Source organism: Rahnella sp. EDr1-12 (assembly GCF_049206505.1).
Classification (GTDB): domain Bacteria; phylum Pseudomonadota; class Gammaproteobacteria; order Enterobacterales; family Enterobacteriaceae; genus Rahnella; species Rahnella rivi.
Window position 1 is genome coordinate 1,328,889 of record NZ_JBLZNY010000001.1, and the last position, 25,600, is coordinate 1,354,488.

Below are 25,600 nucleotides of genomic sequence, written 5' to 3' on the forward strand. Positions count from 1 at the left end.
CTTATGCTTAATCGGCCAGAGCCAGACGCAGGAATCCGTTATGTCTGGTCAGGCGTGCTTGCGCCTGTTGCGCATCAATGCCTGCCAGCAGCATCAGAATCGCCGGTTTTACTTCAAAATCAGTTTGCGCGAGCGCCTGTTCTGCAGCAGTTCGTTCCGCGCCGGTGGCCTCCACCACAATCCGGCAGGCACGATCCACCAGTTTGACGTTGGTCGCTTTCACATCCACCATCAGGTTCTGATAAACCTTGCCCGTTTTCACCATGGCACCGGTTGAAATCATATTCAGTACCAGTTTCTGTGCGGTACCGGATTTCAGACGGGTGGAGCCGGTCAGCGCCTCCGGGCCTACCACCGGGGAAATGACGATATTGGCTTCGCGGGCAATCGGTGAGTCAGGGTTACAGGAAATCGCTACCGTCGCACACCCCAGCGTCGTGGCATAACGCAGCGCGCCAATCACATACGGCGTGCGTCCGCTGGCCGCCAGTCCGACTACGGTATCTTTCGCCGTCAGGTTTAGATTTTTTAAATCTTCAATGCCCAGATTTTCATCGTCTTCAGCGCCTTCTACGGCTTTGAGCATGGCACCGGGCCCACCGGCTATCAGCCCGACAACCACGCCATGCGGTACGCCAAACGTCGGCGGACACTCTGACGCATCCAGCACGCCCAGACGACCGCTGGTGCCTGCACCGAGATAAATCAGGCGTCCCCCGGCAGTCAAAGAGGCCGCGGCGTGGTCAACGGCCTGAGCAATGGCTGGCAGAACGAGGCTTATCGCCTCGGGCACTTTGCGATCCTGGTGATTAAAGCAGGTCACCAGCTCCAGCGTGGACATCTCATCCAGATTCATTGTTTCCGGATTACGGCTTTCTGAGATAAGGGAACCTAAGTTCATGGCATTGCTCATGGCACACTCCTGAATTTTTAATTCAAAATAATCATCCAATACTTGAATATTTTATTCATCAATGCGAGGAATATTTGCTACTTTAGATAACATAATCAGTAAAACGTGATGTTGGTATTTTGAGGCACGGGGATAACCCACCATGAGTTGTATGATTCGGATCCGCCAGCTTTACCCATCGCTGGCACAAAATGATCGCAAGCTGGCTGATTTTTTACTGGATCAGCCGGAAGAAGCGCGCCATCTGAGTTCACAGAAGCTGGCTGAGATGGCAGGCGTCAGCCAGTCAGGCGTGGTGAAATTCGCGCAGAAGTTGGGATATAAAGGTTTTCCGGCGCTGAAGCTGGCGATGAGCGAATCCCTGGCATCACCTAAAAACAGCCCGCCGGTCACGGTACATAATCAGATCCTGAGCACCGACAGTCTGCAGGTGGTCGGAGAGAAACTGCTGGCGGAAAAACAGGCGGCGTTGCGCGCCACGCTGGATATCAACGGCGAGCCACGGCTACAAATCGGGTTGTCGATGCTGAGCGAGGCCAGAAAAATCGTGCTGACGGGGATCGGCGCATCAGGTCTGGTGGCGAAAGATCTGGCCTATAAACTGCTGAAAATTGGCGTAACGGCCATCGCGGAATCAGACACCCACGTGCTTATCGCGACGGTTCAGGCGCTGTCTAAAAAAGATTTACTGCTGGCGATTTCCTCCAGCGGTGAGCGCAGCGAGATTAATCTGGCGGCGCGGGTGGCCAGAGAAAGTGGGGCTAAAGTGCTGGCGATCACCGGTTTTACGCCGAATACGCTGCAACAACAGGCCGATCACTGCCTGTACACCGTTGCCGAATTGCCGGCGACTCGTGGTGCCGCGCTCTCTGCCACGACGGCGCAATATTCCCTGACCGATTTGCTGTTTGTGGCGCTGGTTCAGCAGGATACCGAGCATGCGCCGGAGCGTATCCGCCACAGCGAAGAGTTGGTAAAGAAGCTGATTTGATCAGGATCAGTTCAGACAAGGATAGGCGCTGGCGTGGAACCTACGCCAGCGCAATTCTGATATACTGCGCGCCCTGATTATTGAGAGATGAGAGACATTATGGCCCTGCTGATCACACACAAATGCATTAATTGCGACATGTGCGAACCGGAGTGTCCGAATCAGGCAATCTCGATGGGCAACGAGATTTACGAAATTGACAGCGATCGCTGTACAGAATGTGTCGGCCATTACGATAAGCCGACCTGCCAGAGTGTCTGCCCGATCGATAATACGATTATCATCAATCCGCAACACACCGAATCCAACGAGCAGCTGTGGGATAAATTTGTGGTGCTGCATCACGCCGTGTAAATCAGTTTTCGATAATCACGGTAGCACAGGCATAACGGCGTTCATCGGCCAGCGTCACGTGTACGGCTTTTACCCCGAGTTCCGCCGCCATTTCAGCCGCGCGGGCATGAAAAATCAGCCCCGGTTTTCCCAGCACGTCGTTTACCACTTCGAACTGCTCAAACGCCAGACCGTTACGGATCCCCGTTCCCAGCGCTTTGGCGGCGGCTTCCTTGACGGCAAAACGTTTTGCCAGAAAGCGAACCGGCTGCTGATGCTGCTGATAAACAGCCCATTCGCTGGCGCATAAAATACGTTTTGCCAGCCGGTCGCCACTGCGTTCAATCACTGCTTCGATACGGGTTATCTCAACGATATCCGTACCTAAACCTAAAATAGTCATTAACGACGTGCTTCCCGCATCAGATTTTTCATCTCGCGCACTGCACCTGACAAACCATCAATCACGGCCTGACCAACAATCGCATGACCAATGTTCAGTTCGTGCATTTCCGGCATCGCGGCGATCGGCTGTACGTTGTGATATGTCAGCCCGTGGCCGGCATTCACTTTCAGCCCTTTACCTGCGGCATATGCAGCACCTTGTTTGATGCGATGAAGTTCTGCCTCACGCTCAAGATCCGTTTTTGCTTCTGCGTATGCGCCGGTATGAATTTCGATATAAGGAGCACCGACGGCAACCGCGGCATCGATCTGACGTAAATCCGCATCAATAAACAGAGAAACCAGAATACCGGCCTCACTCAGTCGCGACACGGCGACGGTCATTTTATCAATCTGCCCTGCAACGTCCAGACCGCCTTCCGTGGTCACTTCTTCACGCTTTTCCGGCACAAGACAGCAGAAGTGCGGAAGGATTTCACAGGCAATGCCAACCATCTCATCCGTCACTGCCATTTCGAGATTCATGCGGGTCTGAATAGTCTGACGCAGCAGGCGCACATCGCGATCGGTGATGTGGCGGCGGTCCTCGCGCAGGTGAACGGTGATGCCATCAGCACCCGCTTGTTCTGCAATAAACGCAGCCTGAACGGGATCAGGGTAAGCCGTACCGCGTGCATTACGCAGTGTCGCGACATGATCAATGTTAACGCCCAACAGCAACTCGGCCATAACAACTCCAGATTTTAGAATGGATTAATTTACGGGTGGATCAAAAAACCATTCCCGCAGTTTACACCCTTGAACGCTACGGCGTGTAGTGCGGGGGGGAAATTAGCTGGCAGAATTGTCAGAAGGTGCAACGGGTTTTTTAACCTGAAACTGGCGAAACAGCTCACGGCTTTTCAGTGGCTTACCGCCGAGATACGGCTTCAATGCGATGCGCGTAAAACGTTTGGCGGCACGCAAGGTAGCGACGTCGGGGAAATCACGGCTGGCAAGCGCCTTCAGGTCTTTGCCGGTGAAACTGGTATTGTCGATAACCAGACTGGCGATAAACCCTTTCTCTTCGCGATAACGGTAGGTCATGGTGTCAGTGACTTCTTCGCCGCTGCCTGCACAATGCAGGAAATCGACGCCATAGCCAAGATGGTGCAATAGCGCGAGTTCAAACTGCCGCAAGGCATATTCCGGAGAGCCCGTGGCGCCCGCAAGATTTTGCAAACAATTGAGATAATCGAAGAATAACGAGGAGTAGTTAGCTTCCTGCTCAAGAACACGGGAAACCAGCTCATTGACATAGAGGCCGCTGTAAAGCATCAAACCAGACAGAGGAAGTGCCAGAGACACCGGCTCGGCGTTACGCAGGGTTTTCACTTCTCCCCGCCCGCTCCAGCGAACCAGTAATGGCGTAAAAGGCTGCAGGCAGCCTTTCAGATTGGACCGGCGGCCACGCGCACCCTTAGCCAGTATGCGTACCCGCCCTTGTCCCTCAGTGAATAAATCCAGCATGAGACTGGTTTCACTGTAAGGTCGCCCATGCAAAACAAATGCGCGTTGCCAGCCTTCCATAGGCGCGGACCTTATTATAAGTCGTCTACATAACCCAGGCTACGCAGCGCACGTTCATCATCTGCCCAGCCGGATTTGACCTTAACCCACAATTCAAGATGAACCTTCGCTTCAAACATGTTTTCCATGTCCTGGCGTGACTCGATACCGATCGTCTTGATTTTTGAGCCTTTATTACCAATAACCATTTTTTTCTGGCCTTCACGTTCTACCAGAATCAGGCCATTGATATCGTAACCGCCGCGCTCGTTACTCACGAAACGTTCGATTTCAACGGTCACTGAGTAAGGCAGCTCTTCGCCGAGGAAACGCATCAGTTTTTCACGGATGATTTCAGAAGCCATAAAGCGTTGTGAACGGTCAGTAATGTAATCTTCAGGGAAGTGATGAATCGCTTCCGGCAGACGCTTACGAACAATGCTGGCAATGGTATCCACGTTGATACGTTTTTCCGCCGACATTGGGACGATATCGATGAAGTTCATCTGCTCGCTGAGGAACTGCAGGTGCGGCAACAGCTTCGATTTGTCAGTGACATTATCGATTTTGTTGATCGCCAGCAGCACAGGCGCTTTGATATCGCGCAGTTTGTTCACGACCATTTCGTCGTCAGGCGTCCAATGGGTGCCTTCAACAACAAAAATAACCAGCTCAACATCACCGATGGAACTGCTCGCAGCACGGTTCATCAGGCGGTTAATCGCCCGCTTTTCTTCCATGTGCAGCCCCGGGGTATCAACATAGATGGCCTGATATGGGCCTTCAGTATGGATCCCCATGATCCGGTGACGGGTGGTTTGCGGTTTACGCGAAGTAATGGAGATTTTCTGCCCCAGTAATTCGTTCAGCAAGGTTGATTTGCCGACGTTTGGTCGGCCAACAATGGCTATAAAACCACAGTAATTCTTTTCTTCGCTCATTCAAGCTCCAGCTGTATCAGCGCTTGTTCCGCTGCCGCCTGCTCGGCTTTTCTGCGACTTGAGCCGGTTCCTACAACCGGTTGGCTCAAGCCACTGACCTGGCAGTGGATGGTAAACTCTTGGTCGTGCGCTTCACCGCGAACCTGCACAACCAGATAAGAAGGCAACGGCAGATGACGACCTTGCAAAAACTCCTGTAAACGGGTTTTTGGGTCTTTCTGCTTATCACCGGGACTGATTTCGTCTAAACGACTACGGTACCAATCGAGAATCAGCTTTTCGACGTTCTGGATATCACTGTCCAGGAACACGCCGCCAATGAGTGCCTCCACCGTATCCGCAAGAATTGACTCACGGCGGAAACCACCACTTTTTAATTCGCCCGGCCCTAAACGCAAGCATTCACCGAGATCGAATTCACGTGCCATTTCAGCTAACGTATTTCCACGAACCAGCGTGGCTCGCATACGACTCATATCGCCCTCGTCAACACGAGGAAAACGTTGGTACAACGCGTTAGCAATCACATAACTAAGAATGGAATCACCCAGGAACTCTAAACGCTCATTGTGTTTACTGCTTGCGCTGCGGTGAGTCAGTGCCTGCAATAAAAGTTCCTGCTGTTGAAAAGTGTAGCCCAGCTTCCGCTGAAGCCTGTTTATTACGATGGGATTCATGAGTTACCAATAGATCAAGAATGCGTCAAAAACTTCAGCATACGGAACAGGCCTGCTTCGCCCTAAGCCAATCCAAAGCTGTTTCGTTTGCAGTGGCTCTCAGTGCTTTTTAATAAAAAATTAAAATCAGGAGAGCCAACTTTTATCGCCCGAAGGGTTATTCTACAACGTGTGGACATTTAATGCTGCGCTAATGTGCCCGCGATCACTGAAGTTGCAGGGGTATTATCCTCCTGCAACTCGAATAACTCAGGGGCAGCAACAGGCGTTAATGAATTCCACCGATACGGCTTAAACGAACGCCGGTAGGCCATTCACCTTCCTGTTTTTTAAAGCTCATCCAAATGGCAGACGCTTTACCCACTAAATTCTTTTCTGGCACAAAGCCCCAATAACGGCTGTCTGCGCTGTTATCACGGTTATCGCCCATCATGAAATAATGGCCGGCAGGGACAACCCAGGTGCCCATTGGCTGCCCTGGTTGGCGGTAATAAGCACCCAACTGGTCACGTGCGCCAGGCACAGTCAGAATGTGGTGCGTCACATTTCCCAGTGTTTCATTAAACTGCACCAAACGGACGCCGTCCTGAGGAACATTCGCCGTTGGCGGTGTTTCAAAGAAGCCACTGCTTGCTTCGCCACCCGAAGACTGCCCAAATGTCTGAATGAAATCACTGGCAACGCCAGTGTCGTAAGTCACAGCCAGCGCGGTATTACAATTACTGCCGCTCTGACAGGCTGGCTGAATAGTCACTTGCTTACTGAAAGGATCGTAAGTCACACGATCACCCGGCAAGCCCACCAGACGTTTAATATAGTCCACCTTGGTATTCAGCGGATATTTGAACACCACCACGTCGCCGCGTTTCGGCTCGCCCGTTTCGATAAGTTTAGTCTGAGTAATAGGATCTTTCAGACCGTAGGCATATTTTTCTACCACGATGAAATCGCCGATCAACAGCGTAGGCATCATGGAGCCTGACGGGATCTGGAAGGGTTCATAAATGAATGAACGCACCACAAACACGACGAGCAAAACCGGGAATACTGAAGCACAGGTTTCTACCCAACCTGGCTGCTTCGCCACCTTGTTCAGCGTTGTATCGTCAACGGCACCGCCGGTTTCGGCCTTAATTTTCGCAATTTTAGCCCGACGAGCGGGTGCCAGTTTAAAACGATCAAGGCACCAAATAATCCCTGACACCAGCGTTGCAATCGCCAGAATCAGGGCAAACATGTTAGCCATGCATACTCCCTACAACTCAATTAAGGATTTATTTATTGCCGTCTTTGCCCACATGGAGAATGGCCAGGAACGCTTCCTGAGGCAACTCGACGTTACCCACTTGCTTCATGCGTTTCTTACCATCTTTCTGTTTCTGCAACAGTTTCTTCTTACGACTTACGTCACCGCCGTAGCACTTCGCCAAAACGTTTTTACGTAACTGTTTAACCGTTGAGCGGGCGATGATATGTGCACCAATCGCCGCCTGGATAGCAATATCAAACTGCTGACGCGGGATGAGTTCCTGCATTTTCTCAACCAACTGGCGACCGCGACCTTGTGAGTTACCACGGTGAGTAATCAGCGCCAGGGCATCCACACGTTCGCCGTTGATTAGAACATCAACACGTACCATGTCAGAAGCCTGAAAACGTTTGAAATTGTAATCAAGAGAAGCATAACCGCGGGATGTTGATTTCAGACGGTCAAAGAAATCAAGAACCACTTCCGCCATAGGGATCTCGTAGGTCAGCGCAACCTGGTTGCCGTGGTAAACCATGTTGGTCTGAACACCACGTTTCTCAATGCACAGCGTAATAACGCTACCCAGATATTCCTGAGGCATCAGCATGTGGCATTCAGCAATAGGTTCACGCAGTTCCTGAATATTATTCAGCGCAGGAAGTTTAGACGGGCTGTCCACGTAAATGGTTTCGTTACTTGTGGTCACCACTTCGTAAACTACCGTCGGAGCCGTGGTGATCAGGTCTAAATCGTATTCACGTTCGAGACGTTCCTGAATGATTTCCATGTGCAGAAGACCCAGGAAACCAATACGGAAACCGAAGCCTAACGCTGTAGAACTTTCTGGTTCATAGAACAGAGAAGCATCGTTCAGGCTGAGTTTGCCCAGCGCGTCACGGAAGTTTTCATAATCGTCGGAGCTGACCGGGAACAGACCGGCATAAACCTGTGGCTTCACTTTCTTAAAACCAGGCAGGACTTTATCCGCAGGATTACGTTGCAGTGTCAGAGTATCGCCCACCGGTGCGCCGAGGATGTCTTTAATCGCACACACCAGCCAGCCCACTTCACCACAATTAAGAATATCTTTATCGACACGTTTTGGCGTGAAAATACCCAGACGGTCGGCGTTATAAACCTGTCCGGTACTCATCACTTTAATCTTGTCGCCTTTTTTCATGGTGCCGTTTTTGATACGCACCAGAGAGACGACACCAAGATAGTTATCGAACCAGGAGTCGATGATCAGAGCCTGTAAAGGCGCGTCAGGGTCGCCCTCTGGCGGGGGAACATCACGCACCAGACGTTCGAGCACTTCAGGGACACCAACACCGGTTTTTGCGGAACAACGCACCGCATCCGTCGCATCGATACCCACGATATCTTCGATTTCCTGAGCAGCGCGATCGGGATCGGCGGCTGGCAGGTCGATTTTGTTCAGAACAGGAACGACTTCCAGATCCATTTCCATCGCGGTGTAGCAGTTAGCCAGGGTCTGAGCCTCTACGCCCTGCCCTGCATCCACGACCAGCAACGCGCCTTCACACGCCGCCAGTGAACGGGAAACTTCATAAGAGAAGTCAACGTGGCCCGGCGTGTCGATAAAGTTCAGGTGATAGACCTGACCATCTTTCGCTTTGTAATCGAGGGTCACGCTTTGGGCTTTGATGGTGATGCCACGCTCACGCTCCAGATCCATCGAGTCGAGGACCTGCGATTCCATTTCACGGTCGGACAACCCACCGCAAATTTGAATAATACGGTCGGACAGCGTCGACTTACCGTGGTCAATGTGGGCAATAATGGAGAAATTTCGTATATGCTTCATTATAAAAGTTTTTCTGCCTTGGTATTTCTGGATCATTCGCCATGAACATACAGCGACGGTTTGTAGGTTGGCTGTCTTTCGCCTGAGTCGCAGCATTCTACATGCCAGCACTGTGAAAACCTAGTCTCGACATCCCCTAAGTCCAGATTATGCAAGCTTTGCCAACGGGCTGAACTCACATTGACAGCGGATCCCTCCTGCCAGCTTCCCCGAAAGGGACCTCACGATTTTACTGCGAACCTCTGCGCATCACCCTAAGACAACATACGCTTTAGGAAAATACCCATATACAAAATGCATTATTAAAACCTAATATGTTGTTATAAAAAGAAAATATGATTTCAAAAATATCATTCAACTGCCCCATTCTTCCTTAAGCATCTTTTATTTTTTAACTCAATCCGGTCACAAGGTTATCATCATGATCAATGAAGGGCGGCTGCTCAGTCAGCATGGCTTTGCCAAAGCCAACTCGTGGATCACTCTGGTCCTGTCAATTCTCTTACTGGTCGCCGGAGCAGTGCAACTTGCCTTACTGCTGACCGTTGATCACTCAACTAACAGTCTCTACAGCGTTTTCTTTACTGCACTGCTGAGTATTGCGCTGGGCGTTGTGCTGATTTTTTTACGACGCCTGATCAGGCCTCAGCAAATATATCAGCTGCATGAAAATGGCATTTTGGTTATAAGTCAGGAAGATAAGAAAAACAGGTTCATCCCTTTTGAAAGGATTATGGATATATATCGTTTCAGGACGGGAAAATATACGCGACGGATTTTAAATACCATGCTGTTTCGCGAAGAAAATAGCAGAATCTGGCACCGTATCACCCCAAATATTGCGAACTCAGAACGGTTAATCGAGATCATTAAAACCGAACAACTGATTTTTCGGGGCCCGTGGGCATTAAATACTCTGGCTCAGGGCGGGGATATCCATTTCACCAGCATGACCCATTCACACTGCGGCTTAAAACGGTTTTTCAGTAATAAGCTTATGATGATGAATGAGAAAAAAATCAGACTTAGCGCGCTGGCACTCAATGCAGATGGCGGTAAAACAGTACCGATAGAGGATATTCAGTTTATCAGTGGTGGCAGCAACAGTCCGCTGGTCAGACTGCTCGATAAACATGGCAGAATTTTGTTCTCCGTGCCCTACACATCATTGTCCAGCGCCGATCTTTTTATCGCACTGATCGAACATATGATTCAGAACCGGATCCCGGTCAGGCATTAGAGTGAGAATATAAAGGCCGTTATATCACCCGATATAACGGCCTCAAATCAGGAAGGAATTTGCTGATCGTGATCTGTGGCATAACGGAATGCATTGGGGGGAAGACCCACCTGCAAAATAACGGGCTGATAACCTGACTTGCCATCGACTTTAGCTGCCAGGGTTTTAGCAATCAAAAAACCAAGCCCGCCGCCAAGTACCGCCCCAACCACTGCGTAAACATCCGCTTTCATCAGTGACTGCAGCACACCGCCACCCAGTATCACACCAAACAGAGGCGTCATATACACCAGAAAAGCAGAACGCAGCAGGCTTCCTTCAGGAATACCCAGTTCGACTTTTTGCCCTGGCTCAAGGCGTTCGGAGATGTTGACCTGCAAATTATGTTCGGTTTGCGGCCCTAATTCGTTGAGCACACGGGCACCACAGCCTGACCGTGAATGGCAACTACTGCACCCCGCCTGCGTTTCGCAACGCAGTGTAGCAATGCCGTCTTGCCACGAAACTACCGTGGCCCATTCTTTCATCATGTGATCACCCGAAAATTCTTTAGTAGAAAGCGTTATTTTGCCGCGAAGACTATGCTGTCAGCAACACGTTTGGCCGTTGAAGGCGGTAATTCACCCACAACCGTGATTTCATTTCCATTACGTATTTCTGTTTGCACTGTTCTTCGCCCCTGCCTGATCAACTGCTCAGAAGGGCCATTGGTGGTTGCACTGACGTTAACAGAGAAACTGAAAAGCCCATCAGTATACAAACGAGACTCTATCGTCACCGGCATATTTGGCAAGGTTCTGCGACTGCTCGCCACTTCGGTGACACCCGCCGGAAGCCATTTAACCTGCCATGCAAATTTCACCTGCTCGGAAGCGGGTAAGGAAAGCACAGGAGGCAGATTTGCTTTCTCGAGATCGCCTAAGGAGGTGATGACTTGTTTATCAGCGTCACTGAAACTGATGACCCGGAATTGTTCGAGCGTTTCGCCATCGCGATCCAACAGATCAACGCGCATCGGCAATTTCGTTTCTTCATCCACCCAAATCACATAGCTAAAACGAGTTCCATCGCGAGAAACGACGCGGATGACCTGACTCAAACGGTCAGCGGCACGCGCACGCCCTACTGCGATAAAATCGTAATATTTTGAGAGCAGGGAGAAATCACTGAAAACAATTGAAGGCAGCGAATCAACGATATGATCGCCATCCAGGGTGAAGGGTTGTAACCCGGTTTCAAAGTAGCTGATGTCTTTTCCACGCTGGACAATTTCACGGCGCGGACCATCCATCAACACTAACTGAGCCAGAGAGCTTCGGTTAGATATAGCATGACGATAGCGATAGGAATCAATTCCTTGCTTCGTGATGTTGATGAAACCCATTTCATAATTCAGTGACTGGCTGGCCTTGCCCATCTCTTGTAATAAAGCCTCGGTAGGTGATTCAGCCGAGGCGATACCAGAAGAAAGCAGGCCGCCTGTCACTAAACAAACGGCAAACCAAATTTGCTTCATTACTGCGTTTGCGTTCCTAAAGACTGATTTCCAGGGACCTGAACAGCGGCTTGCTGTGGAGTAACAGGCTCAAGTTGTAGCTGCTCAGAGTGCAAGCGGCGCTGCAATTCGTAGTCCTGCAACATAGCGTTGATACGCTTGCGTTGTTCCTGCACGTTCTGTTGCCCGCTGGCCGAGTTACCTTCGCTTGGTACACCGAAGCTGACAGGGGAAGCTTTGCCCATCATAGGCAGGGTATTGAACGCCGGGGTTTCTGGCGAAGCACCGGTAGCGTCAGGCTGATTGTAGTGCTGAACACCGACAATCACCGCCAGCGACACACAGGCTGCGACACCGACCTGAGTCAGCTGGCTTGCCCAAGGCCGCACCTTCTGCCAGAACGGCATTTTTTGCCAGGTATGAGGCTGAGGTTGCGATTCGGTTGCAGAGCCAGGCACCAGTTTAACCGGCTCGTTTGCCAGCGCAGCGGCCACACGATCTGCGATATCCAGATGCACCACATTCCCAATATCACCACGCAAGGTATCGCGTATCAAATGATAACTCTGCCAGTTTTGTTGAAGCGCACGGTCTGTTGATAACGAACTTAACAGTTCGGAATCAATGGCTTCACCATCCATCAGAGCGGAAAGCTTTTCTTTCTGCATGCCTAAGTACCCTTCCTGTGTCCGTCATCTCTAACGCTGGATGAGCGGTTGAACTTTGTTATCAATTGCTTCCCGGGCACGGAATATTCGGGATCGTACCGTACCCACCGGACAGTCCATGATGGTCGCTATCTCTTCGTAGCTTAATCCATCCAGCTCCCTCAGAGTAATCGCCATGCGAAGATCTTCCGGGAGTGCTTCAATAGTACGGAAAACTATTTGCCGTAACTCTTCTGACAACATCAAGTTCTCAGGGTTCGATATTTCTTTCAGGGCGCCGCCACTTTCGAAATTTTCGGCTTCGTTTGCATCCACATCACTCGATGGTGGACGCCGTCCCTGAGCGACTAAATAATTTTTCGCTGTATTGACTGCAATTCGATACAGCCAGGTATAAAAAGCACTGTCGCCACGGAAAGATTCCAGCGCACGATAGGCTTTAATGAAAGATTCCTGAACCACATCAGGCACATCGCCCTGTGGCACGTAGCGGGATACCAGGCTCGCTACCTTATGCTGGTAACGGATAACCAGTAAATTGAACGATTTTTGATCACCCTTCTGGACCCGCTCAACCAGAACTTGATCGGCTAACTGCTCGCTCATCCGAGGTAAAATCTCCCCAAAACTATCTCCGCGCATAAAGTCGTACTGCCAGCTTTCATCATTATATTCCTGAGCAAGTACTGCTTGGAGTTCACATGGAACCTTAAGTTCCACATCGCCATTGTTTTTTCTATTGAAGTCTCATGCCCGTGGCTTTTGCACGGAGGTTTAGGCTAACATGAATTTCCCTCTTCTTCTGCAAACATCATACGTTATGCAACCTTCATCTGAATTTGTTAGCGATGTATTGATAATCGGAAGTGGTGCTGCGGGCCTTTCTTTGGCTTTGCGACTTGCAGACCACTGTCACGTTACTGTTCTCAGTAAAGGCCCCCTCAACGAAGGTTCCACATTTTACGCTCAGGGTGGTATCGCCGCCGTTTTCGATGAAGCAGACAGCATTGCCTCACACGTCGAAGACACATTAATTGCTGGCGCAGGTTTATGCGATAAAGAAGCTGTTGAGTTTATCGCCAGCAATGCACGCCATTGTGTTCAATGGTTAATCGACCAGGGAGTCCTGTTTGATACCGAAACGAACGCCAGCTCAGAAGAGCGTTATCACCTGACCCGGGAAGGTGGCCACAGCCACCGCAGGATCCTGCATGCTGCTGATGCAACAGGTAAAGAAGTAGAAACTACGCTGGTAAGTAAAGCAAGAGCGCACCCCAATATTTGTGTTAAGGAACGCTATAATGCGGTGGATTTAATTACCTCCAGCAAAGTTGGATTAGCCGGTACTCAGCGGGTGGTGGGCGCGTACGTCTGGAACCGTGATAAAGAACATGTCGAGACGCTGCGAGCCAAAGCCGTCGTTCTGGCAACGGGCGGTGCAGCAAAAGTGTATCAGTACACCACCAATCCGGATATTTCCTCCGGCGATGGCGTTGCCATGGCCTGGCGCGCGGGCTGTCGTGTTGCTAATCTCGAATTCAACCAGTTTCATCCGACCTGCCTCTATCATCCTCAGGCACGCAATTTCCTTCTGACTGAAGCCCTGCGCGGCGAAGGTGCCGTGCTAAAACGCCCCGACGGCTCACGCTTTATGCCGGACTTTGATGCACGTGGCGAACTGGCTCCGCGCGATGTGGTCGCCAGAGCTATCGACCATGAAATGAAGCGTCTCGGTGCAGATTGTATGTATCTGGATATCAGCCACCGCCCACCGGAATTCATCAAACATCACTTTCCGATGATTGATGAAAAACTGAGCTCACTGGGCATTGATTTGACCAAAGAAGCGATTCCGATTGTTCCTGCCGCGCACTACACCTGTGGCGGCGTAATGGTTGATCAGCATGGGCGAACCGATCTTGACGGCCTCTACGCTATCGGTGAAGTCAGTTACACCGGTTTGCATGGCGCAAACCGTCTGGCCTCGAACTCATTACTGGAATGCGTGGTTTACGGCTGGTCAGCGGCTGAAGATATCATCAAGCGCCTGCCTCACGTCAAACTGGCGAAAAACCTGCCGCAATGGGACGAAAGCCGTGTGGACAACTCCGATGAACAGGTCGTGATCCAGCATAACTGGCATGAGTTGCGATTGTTTATGTGGGATTATGTCGGGATCGTGCGTACCACGAAACGCCTCGAACGCGCGCTGCGTCGCATCATGACCCTGCAACAGGAGATTGATGAGTATTATGCAAACTTCCGCATTTCAAATAACCTGCTCGAGTTGCGCAATCTGGTGTTAGTCGCCGAACTGATTGTGCGTAGCGCCATGGAACGTAAGGAAAGCCGCGGGCTGCACTACACGCTGGATTATCCTGATTTACAGGAAAATCCACAGCCAACGATCCTCCAGCCCTGATGGCGCGAAGTGCGAAGGAACGCACTTTTCTCATTTTTGCCTTTAATTGCACTCTTCTCAGTAATTCAGATAAAAATCCGTGATCAATGCGCAAAATTCTTCGCTGTAGATCCCTTCAGATTTTCGCAGTGCCAGTTCTTGATCCCGCAATTCTGCGGGTTGCTTTGAGAGCGTGAGCAGCAGCCGGTTTAAAGGTTTACCCGGACGATCCCGTACGGCCATCCGCCAGTGGCTGAACCAGCCTTTCTGATGCGCCATGGTTTCAAATGCCATACCAATTTCATAAGGCAGCACAACGCTGAACACACCGTCAGGCGTGATGAGCTTTGCGGCGCACTCAAGCAGAGCATCGTGGGTCAGCGTTTCGGTATAGCGCGCCGCATTACGGGCCTCATCGCGGCAGGCCACTGCCGACTCAAAATACGGCGGATTGCTGACGATCAGGTCATAGGTTGCGGGGTGTGCTTCTGCAAAGAGATTGATATCCTGCTCAAACACAGCCAGCCTTTTCGCCCAGCAAGACTCATGGAAATTCTCAGCGGCCTGTCCGGCGGCGGCGGATTCCAGTTCAACCGCATCAATTTGCGTTTGCGGGCCGCTGCGCTGTGCCAGCATCAACGCAATAAGACCGCTGCCGCAGCCGATATCCAGGATACGTCGTGCCTGCGTCACGGGGGCTGTAGCGCCCAGCAGGACACCGTCTGTACCGACTTTCATCGCACAACGGTCATGGGCGACAAAGAACTGTTTAAAGGTAAATCCATTACGCCGTAAAGGCTGTGTGGAACTGGCTTCTTTTGTCACTAATTTCACCGTAATTGCGCCTGCCATCAGGCCTGTGAACGAAAACTGACGTAGCATAGGGCAAAGAGATGCAGAGGAAAAGGCACACAAACCGCTTAAATAGGTGAAGATCGCGTCTAACACGTCTATAATCGGCGCCCCAAGTAGAGGTAGACCATGACTGTAACGAATTTTTCCGAACTCGAACTCGATGAACGCCTGTTAGACGCCTTAGGCGAAAAAGGCTATACCCGCCCGACTGTCATTCAGGCAGAGGCAATTCCGCCTGCAATGGACGGACGCGATGTGTTGGGTTCGGCTCCTACCGGCACCGGCAAAACAGCGGCATTCCTGTTGCCTGCATTGCAGCATTTGCTGGATTTCCCGCGTAAGAAATCTGGTCCGCCACGTATTCTGATCCTCACGCCAACGCGTGAACTGGCCATGCAGGTTGCCGATCAGGCCCGCGAACTGGCAAAGCATACCGATCTGGATATAGCAACGATCACCGGCGGTGTGGCTTATATGAACCACGCTGAAGTCTTCAGTGAAAACCAGGACATCGTCGTTGCGACGACAGGCCGTTTGCTGCAATACATCAAAGAAGAAAACTTCGATTGCCGCGCCATTGAAACGCTGATCCTTGATGAAGCCGATCGCATGCTGGACATGGGTTTTGCTCAGGATATCGAAACGATTTCAGCCGAAGCACGCTGGCGTAAACAGACGTTGCTGTTCTCCGCAACGCTGGAAGGGGAAGCCATCCGTGAATTCGCCGAACGCATCCTGACCGAGCCGGTCGAGATCGAAGCCGATCCGTCACGTCGCGAGCGCAAGAAGATCCTGCAATGGTATTACCGCGTCGATGATGTGCCACACAAAACACAGATGTTGATCCACCTGCTCAAACAGGAAGATGTCACTAAATCAGTGATCTTCGTGCGTAAGCGTGAACGGGTACACGAACTGGTTGCATGGCTGCGTGAAGCAGGGATCAACTCCTGCTATCTGGAAGGCGAGATGGTTCAGGTCAAGCGTACTGAAGCCGTTAAGCGCATGGTTGAAGACCGCGTGAACGTGCTCGTTGCCACTGATATCGCCGCGCGCGGTTTGGATATCAATGACATCAGCCACGTCTTTAACTTCGACCTGCCACTGACTGCGGATATCTATCTGCACCGTATTGGCCGTACCGGTCGTGCGGGCCGTAAAGGCACAGCCATTTCATTCGTTGAAGCGCATGACCATCTGCTGCTGGGCAAAATTGGGCGTTATTTGAACGAGCCATTGAAAGCCCGCGTGATTGATGAACTTCGCCCGAAAACGAAAGCGCCAAGCGAGAAGACTACCGGTAAGCCATCGAAGAAAGTGTTGGCGAAGCGCAAAGAGAAGCAGAAAGCGTCGCAGGAAAAATCGAAAGTGAAAGTCAAAGTTCGCCATCGCGACAGTAAAAATGTCGGCAAACGCCGCGTAAAACCTGATGCTGCGAAAGACACGTCAAAATAAGTATCCGTTAGTTATCTGATACAGATGAAAAAAAACCGCCTTTTCAGGCGGTTTTTTTATGGGCATCACACCCGGAAAACCCTTTAATTACAGGCTTTCTGTGAAGGTACGGGTGATAACGTCACGCTGCTGTTCTGCAGTCAGTGAGTTGAAGCGCACCGCATAGCCGGAAACGCGGATAGTCAGCTGTGGGTATTTTTCAGGATGCTTCACAGCATCTTCCAGAGTCTCGCGACGCAGTACGTTTACGTTCAGGTGTTGACCCCCTTCCACGCGTACAGTCGGTTGAATTTCCATTGGCACTTCACGGTATTCAAACTGGCCCAGTTCGCTTACAGCCACGATCTGGTCTTCCGCATAACCTGCTTTCGCACATACGCAGCGAGCTTCCGCTTTTTCATCATCCAGCAACCAGAAAGAGTTTTTCAGTGCTTCGTTGTTGGTTTTGGTAATTTGGATCCCGGTGATCATATATTGCCTCCATAATTGGCTACGATACTGTTAATTGGTGGGTATCAGATTCTTACAGCAATCTGTTGTTCCTGCTCTCAGATATAACAGCACTACACCCCGCAATCTTTGACTAATATCAATCTTTTCAGTGTGGTCATTTCATCATCACGGCATATTTATGTTTTACATCAATTTTTCCAAGCCTCTCGCTTAAATTATTTTTGTAAATTATCAATAAAATTTGCATACAAATCCTCAAACCGCAGATAACTATGGGTAAAGGGAGGTGCGGGTTTCACTGTGATGAACGAGCAGGTAAGCTACGCCCATCAAAATAACCTTAAAAAGGAGAGCGTCAATGTCCACCACTCTCACCTGGCATGACGTGATTGGTCAGGAAAAAGAAAAACCTTACTTCATTGATACATTGAAGTTTGTCGCAGCGGAACGGGCTGCAGGCAAGACCATTTATCCACCGCAGCAGGATGTGTTTAATGCATTCCGTTCAGCGGAACTGGCGGATGTGAAAGTCGTCATTCTCGGGCAGGATCCTTACCACGGGCCAAATCAGGCTCATGGACTATCATTTTCAGTGCGTCCCGGCATTCCTGCTCCTCCTTCGCTGGTGAATATTTATAAAGAGCTGGTGACCGATATTCCGGGGTTTGAGCGCCCAGGCCACGGCTACTTACAGAGCTGGGCCGATCAGGGCGTGCTGCTGCTCAACACGGTATTAACCGTGGAAGGCGGACAGGCACATTCACATGCCAAGCTGGGTTGGGAAACGTTCACCGATCGGGTCATTGCGGCGCTGAATGAAAATCGCGAAGGGATTGTCTTTTTACTCTGGGGTTCTCACGCGCAGAAGAAGGGCAATATTATCGACCGAAACCGTCATCATGTGTTGAAAGCGCCACACCCTTCCCCACTTTCTGCACACCGGGGGTTTCTGGGATGTAAGCATTTTTCACAGGCGAATGCTTTACTCGAACAACAAGGCCTCGCGCCGATTAACTGGACGCCGGTATTACCCGAGCAGGCATAAAAAAGAGGCACCCGCAAAGGTGCCTCTCTCATTAAATCAGTCTGTTAAAACAGAATCAGGCCTTGGCTTTAGACACCGCAACCATCGCAGGACGTAACAGACGGCCATTCAGCGTATAACCCTTCTGCATCACCATGATAACGTGATTAGGTTCCAGCTCTTCGGATTCCATCATCGTCATCGCCTGGTGCAGTTCTGGGTTGAATGGAACGTGAATGTCACCCACCACTTCCATACCGAACTTACGAACCGCATCCAGCATTGATTTCAGGGTCAGTTCTACCCCCTCAATCAGACCAGTCAGCTCAGGGTTAGATTTATCAGCCAAATCGATCGCACGTTCCAGGTTATCAATCACTGGCAGCAATTCGCCGGAGAATTTTTCCAGGGCGAATTTATGTGCTTTCTCAATATCCAGCTCGGTGCGACGACGGACGTTTTCCACTTCCGCTTTAGCACGCAGCAGGCTGTCACGCTCACGCTGCTGGACTTCTTTCAGCTGTGCTTCTAATTCAGCAATGCGTTCATCGCGCGGGTCAACGACATCTGCCGCCTGAGTTTCCGCTTCCGCATGCAGCTCTTGTTCCTGATTCAGTTCTTCAGAGACTTGCTCGTCAGGTGTCTTATGTTCTTTACTACTCATGAATATCTCCGCGTTTTAGCATTAATCTTGCTAGTTGGCTTATTATGGGGATCAAAACCGGGGTTTCAAGGTTTGGTTTTGAATGAAACCGGTCATAATGCAGGAGTCATCACACCCTGCTGAGGATAACCACAGCGATGAATAAAAAATTTAAGTGCATTGGGATCGTCGGACACCCTCGCCATCCTTCCGCACTTGCCACCCACGAAATGCTCTATCACTGGCTAATTTCAAAAAATTATCAGGTGATTGTCGAGCGGCAGGTGGCGCAAGATTTAGCTCTTGAAGGCGCACAAACCGGTAGTCTGGCAGAAATCGGTAAATTAGCAGATCTGGCCGTGGTGGTGGGTGGCGACGGCAATATGCTGGGAGCAGCCCGCGTGCTGGCGCGTTACGACATCAAAGTTATCGGCATCAACCGCGGCAATCTGGGATTTTTGACCGATCTGGATCCCGATAACGCGTTACAGCAACTGGATGACGTTCTGCAGGGCGAATATATCAGCGAGCAACGCTTCCTGCTCGAAGCGATGGTGCGCTGCAAAGATCAGCAATGTCGTGTGAGCACGGCCATCAACGAAGTGGTTCTGCACCCCGGAAAAGTCGCGCACATGATTGAATTTGAAGTCTATATCGACGACAAATTCGCATTTTCACAACGTTCGGACGGGCTGATTATTTCAACACCGACCGGTTCGACCGCGTATTCGCTGTCCGGCGGCGGGCCAATCCTGACCCCGACTCTCGAAGCGATAGCGCTGGTGCCCATGTTCCCGCATACGCTCTCAGCCCGACCGCTGGTGATCAACAGTAACAGCACGATTTGCCTGCGCTTCTCGCACATGAGTACCGACCTGGAAATCAGCTGTGACAGCCAAATCGCGTTGCCAATTCAACCAGGCGAAGAAGTGGTGATCCGCCGCAGTGAGTTCCATTTAAACCTGATTCATCCGAAAGATTACAGCTATTTCAATACATTGAGCACTAAACTCGGATGGTCGAAAAAATTGTTTTGATCCCTAAAAAATAATTCGCCAGCCCCTTTACTGTATATAAAACCAGTTTATACTGTATGTAATTACAGGTCTGTTGTTATGTACAGGAAGGTGATCATGCTGGCGCAATTAACTATCAGTAACTTTGCTATTGTCCGTGAGTTAGAAATCGATTTTCATGCAGGGATGACGGCAATCACCGGGGAAACCGGTGCTGGTAAGTCCATTGCTATTGACGCGCTCGGACTCTGTCTGGGGAATCGCGCCGACGGCAGTATGGTACGCCTGGGTGCAAGCCGCGCAGATATCTGCGCGCGCTTCACCCTTGCCGACACCCCTTCCGCTAAAGTCTGGCTGGCGGAAAATCAGCTTGATGAAGGGCATGATTGCCTGCTGCGTCGTACAATCAGTAATGACGGACGCTCGCGTGGTTTTATCAATGGTACACCGGTGCCCCTGTCACAGTTGCGTGAGCTGGGCCAGCACCTGATTCAAATCCATGGCCAGCATGCTCATCAGCTTCTGCTCAAACCCGAGCATCAAAAACATCTGCTGGACGCCTACGCCGATCAACCTTTGCTCTTGGCTGAAATGCGTCAGGCATATCACAACTGGCATCAGAGTTGCCGCCAGCTGGCGCTGTATCAGCAACAAATCAACGAACGTGAATCCCGCCGTCAGTTATTGCAATATCAGCTGAAAGAGCTCAATGAGTTCTCACCGCAAGCGGGTGAATACGAGCAAATTGATGAAGAGTACAAGCGCCTGGCAAACAGTGGGCAGCTCCTCTCACTCAGTCAGAGTGCGCTGTACTTGCTGGCAGATGGCGAAGACCAGAATATTGTCAGCCTGCTTTACACCGCTCGTCATCAACTCGCCGAACTGGCCGAGCTCGACAGCAAAATGAATGAGCTGATCGTCATGCTGGATGATGCCTCGATTCAAATCAGCGAGGCCAGCGACGAACTTCGCCACTACAGTGAACGTCTGGATATGGATCCAAACCGCTTGTTTGAACTTGAACAGCGCTTATCCCGCCAGATGAATTTAGCGCGCAAACATCATGTCCGGCCAGAGGAGTTACCGGAGCATCACCGCCAGTTACTCGAAGAACAGCAGGCGCTTGATGATCAGGAAACCAATCAGGCAGAACTGAGTGAGGCAGTCCAACATCATTATCAGCAGGCCATCGCGATTGCCGGGCAGTTGCACGAAAAACGTCAGTATTTTGCTGATGAGTTAACGCACCTGATCACGCAAAGCATGCAGGCATTGTCCATGCCGCACGGTAAATTTAAAATTCAGGTCCAGTTCGAGCCTGAGCATTTAAATATGGAAGGCGCTGATCGCCTTGAGTTCCAGGTCACTACCAATCCGGGTCAACCATTGCAGGCTTTAGCAAAAGTGGCATCCGGCGGCGAGCTTTCACGTATCGCGCTGGCTATTCAGGTGATCACCGCGCAGAAAATGGAAACGCCGGCATTGATCTTTGATGAAGTGGATGTGGGTATCAGTGGTCCTACGGCTGCCATTGTAGGTCGCTTACTGCGTCAGTTAGGTGAATCAACACAGGTGATGTGCGTGACGCACTTACCGCAGGTTGCAGGTTGTGGTCATCAGCATTATTTTGTTAGCAAAGAAACCGACGGCGAAATGACAGAAACGCAAATGAATCGCCTGGATAAAAAGGCGCGTTTGCAGGAACTGGCGCGTCTGCTGGGCGGAAGTGAAGTCACCCGAAACACCCTGGCTAATGCAAAAGAGTTGCTCGCAGCGTAAAAAGCTCAACTTTTTTACAGTTCAGCGGTCATACAGGTGCCCCGCAAAGGTTTCAAACTGATGAAAGGTCTATTATCATCGGCATCTTATGCCCTAAAGGAATGTAATGACTATGCGCTGTAAAACGCTAACTGCCGCCGCTGTAGCTCTTGTAATGCTTACTGCGGGCTGTTCCACTCTGGAAAAGGTGGTTTATCGGCCTGACATTAACCAGGGGAATTACCTGTCTCCTGCTGATGTTCAAAAAATTCACACCGGTATGACTAAGCAGCAGGTGGCTTATGTTCTTGGCACACCGATGCTGCACGACCCGTTTGGCAGCGATGTCTGGTTCTACGTGTTCCGTCAGGAACCGGGCCATGAAGGCGTCACTCAGCAAACCCTGACTCTGACCTTTAACGCATCAGGCACGCTGACTAATATCGATAACAAACCGACATTGTCCGACCAAAAATAATCGCCCGGTGTGATGGTCGTTGGTAATCACCAAACATCATCTTTCAGGGTAAAAAAATAAGGCGCCTGAGGCGCCTTATTTTTTGGAGCGTTCTGCGCGAATGCGCCGTAACTCTTTCGGGTCAGCAATCAGCGGCCTGTAAATTTCGATACGGTCGCCATCATTGACGATATCCGTCAGTTTCACCGGGCGACTGTAGATACCGAATTTGTTCTTTTTCAGGTCTATATCTTTGCGTAATTCAAGTAAGCCCGAGGCCTGCAGCGCATGTTCAACATTACACCCCTCTTCCAGCTTAACGGTACGCAGATACTGACGCTCCGGTAACGCGTACACCACTTCAACACGGATCTCAGACACTGTAGACCTCTTTTGCCCTCAGGGTGAATGCCTGAACCATACTGCCAGCAAGTTCCTTAAAGATTTTACCGAATGCTAATTCGATCAGTTTATTCGTAAACTCAAAATCAAGGCTGAGCTGCACTTTACAGGCTTCCGGGCTAAGCTCGATAAAATCCCAGCCCCCGGTAAGCTTACGAAATGGACCATCAACCAGTTGCATATCAATACGCTTATTACTGATTAACGTATTCTTCGTCGTAAAGGTTTTGCTGATACCCGCCTTCGAGACGTCAACAGCGGCGGTCATCGACGTATCACTGTTATCCAAAATACGGCTACCAGTGCAACCCGGCAGAAACTGCGGGTAAGCATCAACATCATTCACTAACGTGTACATCTGCTCCACGCTAAACGGCACAAGCGCAGAACGACTTATCTGTGGCATATCATTTTCCAGGTGTCATAAAACGTACAGATAATACCATTTATCCGCCCGGTAATAAAAACTACGAAGCACAGGGAGCCAAAACAGGAAAAACCACAGTCTCAGACGCGTGGGGATTTCATTCGGCAACGCTTACAGTATAATAAGTATCACTATGACAAAGAAAAAAGCACATAAACCCGGTTCCGCGACTATCGCGATGAACAAACGCGCTCGCCATGAATATATCATCGAAGATGAATTCGAGGCGGGGCTTGCTTTGCAGGGATGGGAAGTCAAATCGATGCGCGCTGGTAAGGCAAACATCACTGACAGCTACGTCACATTCCGCGACGGTGAAGCCTTTTTGTTTGGCGCAACCATTCAACCTCTTAATGTGGCGTCGAGTCATATCGTCTGCGACCCTACACGTACAAGAAAATTACTGCTGAACAAACGTGAACTTGAAACGCTGTTCGGTAAAGTCAGTCGCGATGGCTACACCGTCGTCGCACTTTCCATGTATTGGAAAAATGCCTGGTCGAAAGTAAAAATCGGTCTGGCTAAAGGTAAGAAAGAGCACGACAAGCGCGATGACATTAAAGATCGTGAGTGGAAAGTAGACAAAGCACGTATCATGAAGCACGCAAATCGCTAAGTCTCTGGCTTAGCTTGGTGTTTTTCTGGTATACTGCGAAATAGTACTTGGGGCTGATTCTGGATTCGACAGGATTTGCGAAGCCCAAGGAGCATGCCGAGGGGCGGTTGGCCTCGTAAAAAGCCGCAAAAAAATAGTCGCAAACGACGAAAACTACGCCCTAGCAGCTTAATACCCTGCTTAGAGCCCTCTCTCCCTAGCCTCCGCTCTTAGGACGGGGATCAAGAGAGGTCAAACCCAAAAGAGATCGCGTGGACACCTTGCCTGGGGTGAAAGCGTTAAACCCAATCAGGATAGTTTGTTAGTGGCGTGTCCATCCGCAGCTAACCGGCGAATGTAAAGATTGGACTAAGCATGTAGTGCCGACGGTGTAGTAATTCTGGACGGGGGTTCAAATCCCCCCAGCTCCACCAAATAATGATCCGGGTATTACCAGATAAGTCCGGAGAAGTCCTGAAAGCCCGCATCCCTTCTAGGTTTGCGGGCTTTTTTGTGTATTTAGAAGTCCGAGAAGATCCGCCTGAAACCGGCGTCTATTGGTATACGAATTGGTATACGCTAAGATATATACCAATAAACGTATACCAATTAGGGAAGATCCTTGCATGGCGCGGACTACACGCCCCCTCACCCACACCGAAGTACAAAAAGCCAAAGCCACCGATAAAGACCTCACCTTGCATGACGGTGACGGACTCTTTCTCCTGGTCAAAACCACCGGCAAGAAAATTTGGCGCTTTCGCTATCAGGTGCCTGGCACTTCAAAACGCACAATGATTAGCCTCGGCGCTTATCCTGCCCTTTCACTGGCTGATGCCAGAGAAGTGCGTGCAGAAAAGCTTGCGATGTTAGTCAAAGGAATTGATCCACAAGCAAGAGCTGGGGAAGAAGCTGAGAAGCTGCAAATCGCTCAGGAAAGCATTTTCGTAAATGTTGCCCGTAAATGGTTCGAGCTTAAGCAAAGTCACGTTAGCGCAGACCACGCTAATGATATCTGGCGTTCCATTGAGAAAGACATCCTGCCAAGTATTCAATATGTTCCTGTTCAGGAGCTGAAAGCACGCACTTTGATCCAAGTGTTGGAACCAATCAAAGCACGCGGAGCATTAGAGACGGTCAGGCGGTTGGTTCAGCGCATCAACGAGATAATGATTTATGCGGTGAATGTTGGACTGATTGAGGCAAACCCAGCTTCAGGTATTGGTAATGCTTTCGAGCGCCCGAAGAAGCAGCATATGCCGACCATACGGCCTGAAGAACTGCCCAAGCTAATGCGCACAATAGCTATGAGTAATTTATCAGTACCAACTCGCTGTCTGCTTGAGTGGCAGTTACTGACGCTCATACGCCCCGCTGAAGCTTCAGCAACAGCTTGGGCAGAGATCGATATAGAGAATAAGCAGTGGTGTATTCCGGCAGAACGGATGAAGGCAAAGCGCGAGCATATCGTTCCCTTATCAGAACAAGCTTTAGAGCTGCTGGAAATCATGCGCCCAATCAGTGGCAATCATCAGTACGTATTCCCTAGCCGTAATGATCCGCGCAAGCCAATGAATAGCCAAACCGCAAATGCCGCTTTGAAACGTATTGGTTATGGTGGAAAATTAGTCGCACATGGTCTACGTTCTATTGCTAGTACAGCAATGAATGAAGCTGGTTTAAATGCTGATGTAATTGAAGCATCTCTAGCCCATTATGATAGAAACGAAGTAAGACGAGCCTACAATCGCTCAGTTTATCTAGAGCAACGTAAAGAGTTGATGGATTGGTGGGCATTATTAATTAAAAATTATAAAATGAGCTGA

General features: G+C 50.3%; 28 protein-coding genes and 1 other RNA gene. 12 read left to right on the forward strand and 17 right to left on the reverse strand.

Annotated features, from left to right (window positions below; translation table 11 throughout):
• Positions 1-7: 7 nt before the first annotated feature.
• Positions 8-901 carry an N-acetylmuramic acid 6-phosphate etherase gene (gene murQ / locus ACO0U8_RS06250; protein WP_421670681.1) on the reverse strand — a complete coding sequence of 298 codons (894 nt, stop codon included), beginning with the start codon at positions 899-901 and terminating at the stop codon, positions 8-10.
• Positions 902-1,055: 154 nt separating this feature from the next.
• Between murQ and ACO0U8_RS06255 the strand changes: the two genes are divergently transcribed.
• Positions 1,056-1,904, forward strand: coding sequence for a MurR/RpiR family transcriptional regulator (locus ACO0U8_RS06255; RefSeq protein ID WP_122096037.1), 849 nt, complete (start codon positions 1,056-1,058; stop codon positions 1,902-1,904).
• Positions 1,905-2,003: 99 nt separating this feature from the next.
• Positions 2,004-2,258 (forward strand): YfhL family 4Fe-4S dicluster ferredoxin, encoded by a 255-nt coding sequence (locus ACO0U8_RS06260; RefSeq protein ID WP_056770866.1) that lies wholly within the window; start codon positions 2,004-2,006, stop codon positions 2,256-2,258.
• A gap of 1 nt (position 2,259) precedes the next feature.
• Here ACO0U8_RS06260 and acpS read toward each other — a convergent pair whose 3' ends face one another.
• From acpS to lepA, 7 genes are all read right to left on the reverse strand, one after another.
• The gene (acpS, locus tag ACO0U8_RS06265; RefSeq protein WP_056770863.1) at positions 2,260-2,640 is read right to left on the reverse strand and encodes a holo-ACP synthase; all 381 of its coding nucleotides are present in this window, start codon (positions 2,638-2,640) and stop codon (positions 2,260-2,262) included.
• A complete protein-coding gene (gene pdxJ / locus ACO0U8_RS06270; protein ID WP_421670466.1) occupies positions 2,640-3,371 on the reverse strand; it encodes a pyridoxine 5'-phosphate synthase in 732 nt (243 codons plus the stop codon). Before pdxJ ends, acpS begins: the two co-directional genes overlap by 1 nt.
• A 102-nt stretch (positions 3,372-3,473) precedes the next feature.
• On the reverse strand, positions 3,474-4,211 hold the full coding sequence (gene recO / locus ACO0U8_RS06275; protein ID WP_056770858.1) for a DNA repair protein RecO: 738 nt from the start codon (positions 4,209-4,211) through the stop codon (positions 3,474-3,476).
• A gap of 14 nt (positions 4,212-4,225) precedes the next feature.
• Positions 4,226-5,131, reverse strand: coding sequence for a GTPase Era (gene era / locus ACO0U8_RS06280; RefSeq protein ID WP_056770854.1), 906 nt, complete (start codon positions 5,129-5,131; stop codon positions 4,226-4,228).
• Positions 5,128-5,808, reverse strand: a complete 681-nt coding sequence (rnc, locus tag ACO0U8_RS06285; protein WP_056770851.1) for a ribonuclease III — start codon at positions 5,806-5,808, stop codon at positions 5,128-5,130. Before rnc ends, era begins: the two co-directional genes overlap by 4 nt.
• 268 nt (positions 5,809-6,076) lie before the next feature.
• On the reverse strand, positions 6,077-7,054 hold the full coding sequence (lepB, locus tag ACO0U8_RS06290) for a signal peptidase I (RefSeq protein ID WP_421670467.1): 978 nt from the start codon (positions 7,052-7,054) through the stop codon (positions 6,077-6,079).
• A 28-nt stretch (positions 7,055-7,082) separates the two neighbouring features.
• Positions 7,083-8,885 carry a translation elongation factor 4 gene (gene lepA / locus ACO0U8_RS06295; RefSeq protein ID WP_056770843.1) on the reverse strand — a complete coding sequence of 601 codons (1,803 nt, stop codon included), beginning with the start codon at positions 8,883-8,885 and terminating at the stop codon, positions 7,083-7,085.
• A gap of 421 nt (positions 8,886-9,306) precedes the next feature.
• Between lepA and ACO0U8_RS06300 the strand changes: the two genes are divergently transcribed.
• Positions 9,307-10,125 carry a hypothetical protein gene (locus ACO0U8_RS06300; protein ID WP_056770839.1) on the forward strand — a complete coding sequence of 273 codons (819 nt, stop codon included), beginning with the start codon at positions 9,307-9,309 and terminating at the stop codon, positions 10,123-10,125.
• 47 nt (positions 10,126-10,172) lie between these two features.
• Here the strand turns inward: ACO0U8_RS06300 and rseC are convergent, their stop codons facing one another.
• Genes rseC through rpoE form a run of 4 tightly spaced genes read right to left on the reverse strand, consistent with a single transcriptional unit; the run spans position 10,173 to position 12,894 of the window.
• Positions 10,173-10,655 carry a SoxR-reducing system protein RseC gene (gene rseC, locus ACO0U8_RS06305; protein WP_414071506.1) on the reverse strand — a complete coding sequence of 161 codons (483 nt, stop codon included), beginning with the start codon at positions 10,653-10,655 and terminating at the stop codon, positions 10,173-10,175.
• 32 nt (positions 10,656-10,687) lie between these two features.
• Positions 10,688-11,641, reverse strand: coding sequence for a sigma-E factor regulatory protein RseB (gene rseB, locus ACO0U8_RS06310; protein ID WP_183848759.1), 954 nt, complete (start codon positions 11,639-11,641; stop codon positions 10,688-10,690).
• Positions 11,641-12,288, reverse strand: a complete 648-nt coding sequence (rseA, locus tag ACO0U8_RS06315) for an anti-sigma-E factor RseA (RefSeq protein WP_056770831.1) — start codon at positions 12,286-12,288, stop codon at positions 11,641-11,643. Before rseA ends, rseB begins: the two co-directional genes overlap by 1 nt.
• A gap of 30 nt (positions 12,289-12,318) precedes the next feature.
• On the reverse strand, positions 12,319-12,894 hold the full coding sequence (rpoE, locus tag ACO0U8_RS06320; RefSeq protein ID WP_056771962.1) for an RNA polymerase sigma factor RpoE: 576 nt from the start codon (positions 12,892-12,894) through the stop codon (positions 12,319-12,321).
• A 214-nt stretch (positions 12,895-13,108) separates the two neighbouring features.
• On the opposite strand from rpoE, the gene nadB reads away from it, so the two are divergent.
• A complete protein-coding gene (gene nadB, locus ACO0U8_RS06325; RefSeq protein WP_183848757.1) occupies positions 13,109-14,710 on the forward strand; it encodes an L-aspartate oxidase in 1,602 nt (533 codons plus the stop codon).
• Positions 14,711-14,767: 57 nt separating this feature from the next.
• Here the strand turns inward: nadB and trmN are convergent, their stop codons facing one another.
• Entirely contained in the window at positions 14,768-15,541 is a 774-nt protein-coding gene (trmN, locus tag ACO0U8_RS06330; protein ID WP_421670468.1) for a tRNA(1)(Val) (adenine(37)-N(6))-methyltransferase TrmN, read from the reverse strand.
• A 129-nt stretch (positions 15,542-15,670) separates the two neighbouring features.
• Here trmN and srmB point away from each other — a divergent pair, with 129 nt between their 5' ends.
• Positions 15,671-16,999 carry an ATP-dependent RNA helicase SrmB gene (gene srmB, locus ACO0U8_RS06335; protein WP_056770826.1) on the forward strand — a complete coding sequence of 443 codons (1,329 nt, stop codon included), beginning with the start codon at positions 15,671-15,673 and terminating at the stop codon, positions 16,997-16,999.
• 87 nt (positions 17,000-17,086) lie between these two features.
• Here the strand turns inward: srmB and grcA are convergent, their stop codons facing one another.
• Complete coding sequence (gene grcA / locus ACO0U8_RS06340; RefSeq protein WP_056770823.1) at positions 17,087-17,470, reverse strand: autonomous glycyl radical cofactor GrcA; 384 nt, start codon at positions 17,468-17,470, stop codon at positions 17,087-17,089.
• 340 nt (positions 17,471-17,810) lie between these two features.
• Here grcA and ung point away from each other — a divergent pair, with 340 nt between their 5' ends.
• Positions 17,811-18,497, forward strand: a complete 687-nt coding sequence (gene ung / locus ACO0U8_RS06345) for a uracil-DNA glycosylase (RefSeq protein ID WP_421670469.1) — start codon at positions 17,811-17,813, stop codon at positions 18,495-18,497.
• A 55-nt stretch (positions 18,498-18,552) separates the two neighbouring features.
• Here the strand turns inward: ung and grpE are convergent, their stop codons facing one another.
• Positions 18,553-19,140 carry a nucleotide exchange factor GrpE gene (grpE, locus tag ACO0U8_RS06350; protein ID WP_056770817.1) on the reverse strand — a complete coding sequence of 196 codons (588 nt, stop codon included), beginning with the start codon at positions 19,138-19,140 and terminating at the stop codon, positions 18,553-18,555.
• 137 nt (positions 19,141-19,277) lie between these two features.
• On the opposite strand from grpE, the gene nadK reads away from it, so the two are divergent.
• From nadK to bamE, 3 genes are all read left to right on the forward strand, one after another.
• Complete coding sequence (nadK, locus tag ACO0U8_RS06355; protein WP_056770813.1) at positions 19,278-20,156, forward strand: NAD(+) kinase; 879 nt, start codon at positions 19,278-19,280, stop codon at positions 20,154-20,156.
• 96 nt (positions 20,157-20,252) lie between these two features.
• Positions 20,253-21,914, forward strand: coding sequence for a DNA repair protein RecN (gene recN, locus ACO0U8_RS06360; RefSeq protein WP_421670470.1), 1,662 nt, complete (start codon positions 20,253-20,255; stop codon positions 21,912-21,914).
• Positions 21,915-22,026: 112 nt separating this feature from the next.
• A complete protein-coding gene (gene bamE / locus ACO0U8_RS06365; RefSeq protein ID WP_056770807.1) occupies positions 22,027-22,371 on the forward strand; it encodes an outer membrane protein assembly factor BamE in 345 nt (114 codons plus the stop codon).
• A 75-nt stretch (positions 22,372-22,446) separates the two neighbouring features.
• Here the strand turns inward: bamE and ACO0U8_RS06370 are convergent, their stop codons facing one another.
• Together ACO0U8_RS06370 and ACO0U8_RS06375 are read right to left on the reverse strand one after the other, a co-directional pair.
• Positions 22,447-22,731, reverse strand: coding sequence for an RnfH family protein (locus ACO0U8_RS06370; RefSeq protein ID WP_136374701.1), 285 nt, complete (start codon positions 22,729-22,731; stop codon positions 22,447-22,449).
• Positions 22,724-23,158: a type II toxin-antitoxin system RatA family toxin gene (locus ACO0U8_RS06375; RefSeq protein ID WP_056770801.1), complete on the reverse strand. Its 435-nt coding sequence runs from the start codon at positions 23,156-23,158 to the stop codon at positions 22,724-22,726. Before ACO0U8_RS06375 ends, ACO0U8_RS06370 begins: the two co-directional genes overlap by 8 nt.
• A gap of 154 nt (positions 23,159-23,312) precedes the next feature.
• On the opposite strand from ACO0U8_RS06375, the gene smpB reads away from it, so the two are divergent.
• The 3 genes from smpB (at position 23,313) to ACO0U8_RS06390 (ending at position 25,600) form a co-directional block, all read left to right on the forward strand.
• On the forward strand, positions 23,313-23,795 hold the full coding sequence (gene smpB, locus ACO0U8_RS06380) for an SsrA-binding protein SmpB (RefSeq protein ID WP_015698410.1): 483 nt from the start codon (positions 23,313-23,315) through the stop codon (positions 23,793-23,795).
• Positions 23,796-23,844: 49 nt separating this feature from the next.
• Positions 23,845-24,208, forward strand: a transfer-messenger RNA (tmRNA) gene (gene ssrA / locus ACO0U8_RS06385).
• A gap of 192 nt (positions 24,209-24,400) precedes the next feature.
• The gene (locus ACO0U8_RS06390) at positions 24,401-25,600 is read left to right on the forward strand and encodes an integrase domain-containing protein (protein WP_421670471.1); all 1,200 of its coding nucleotides are present in this window, start codon (positions 24,401-24,403) and stop codon (positions 25,598-25,600) included.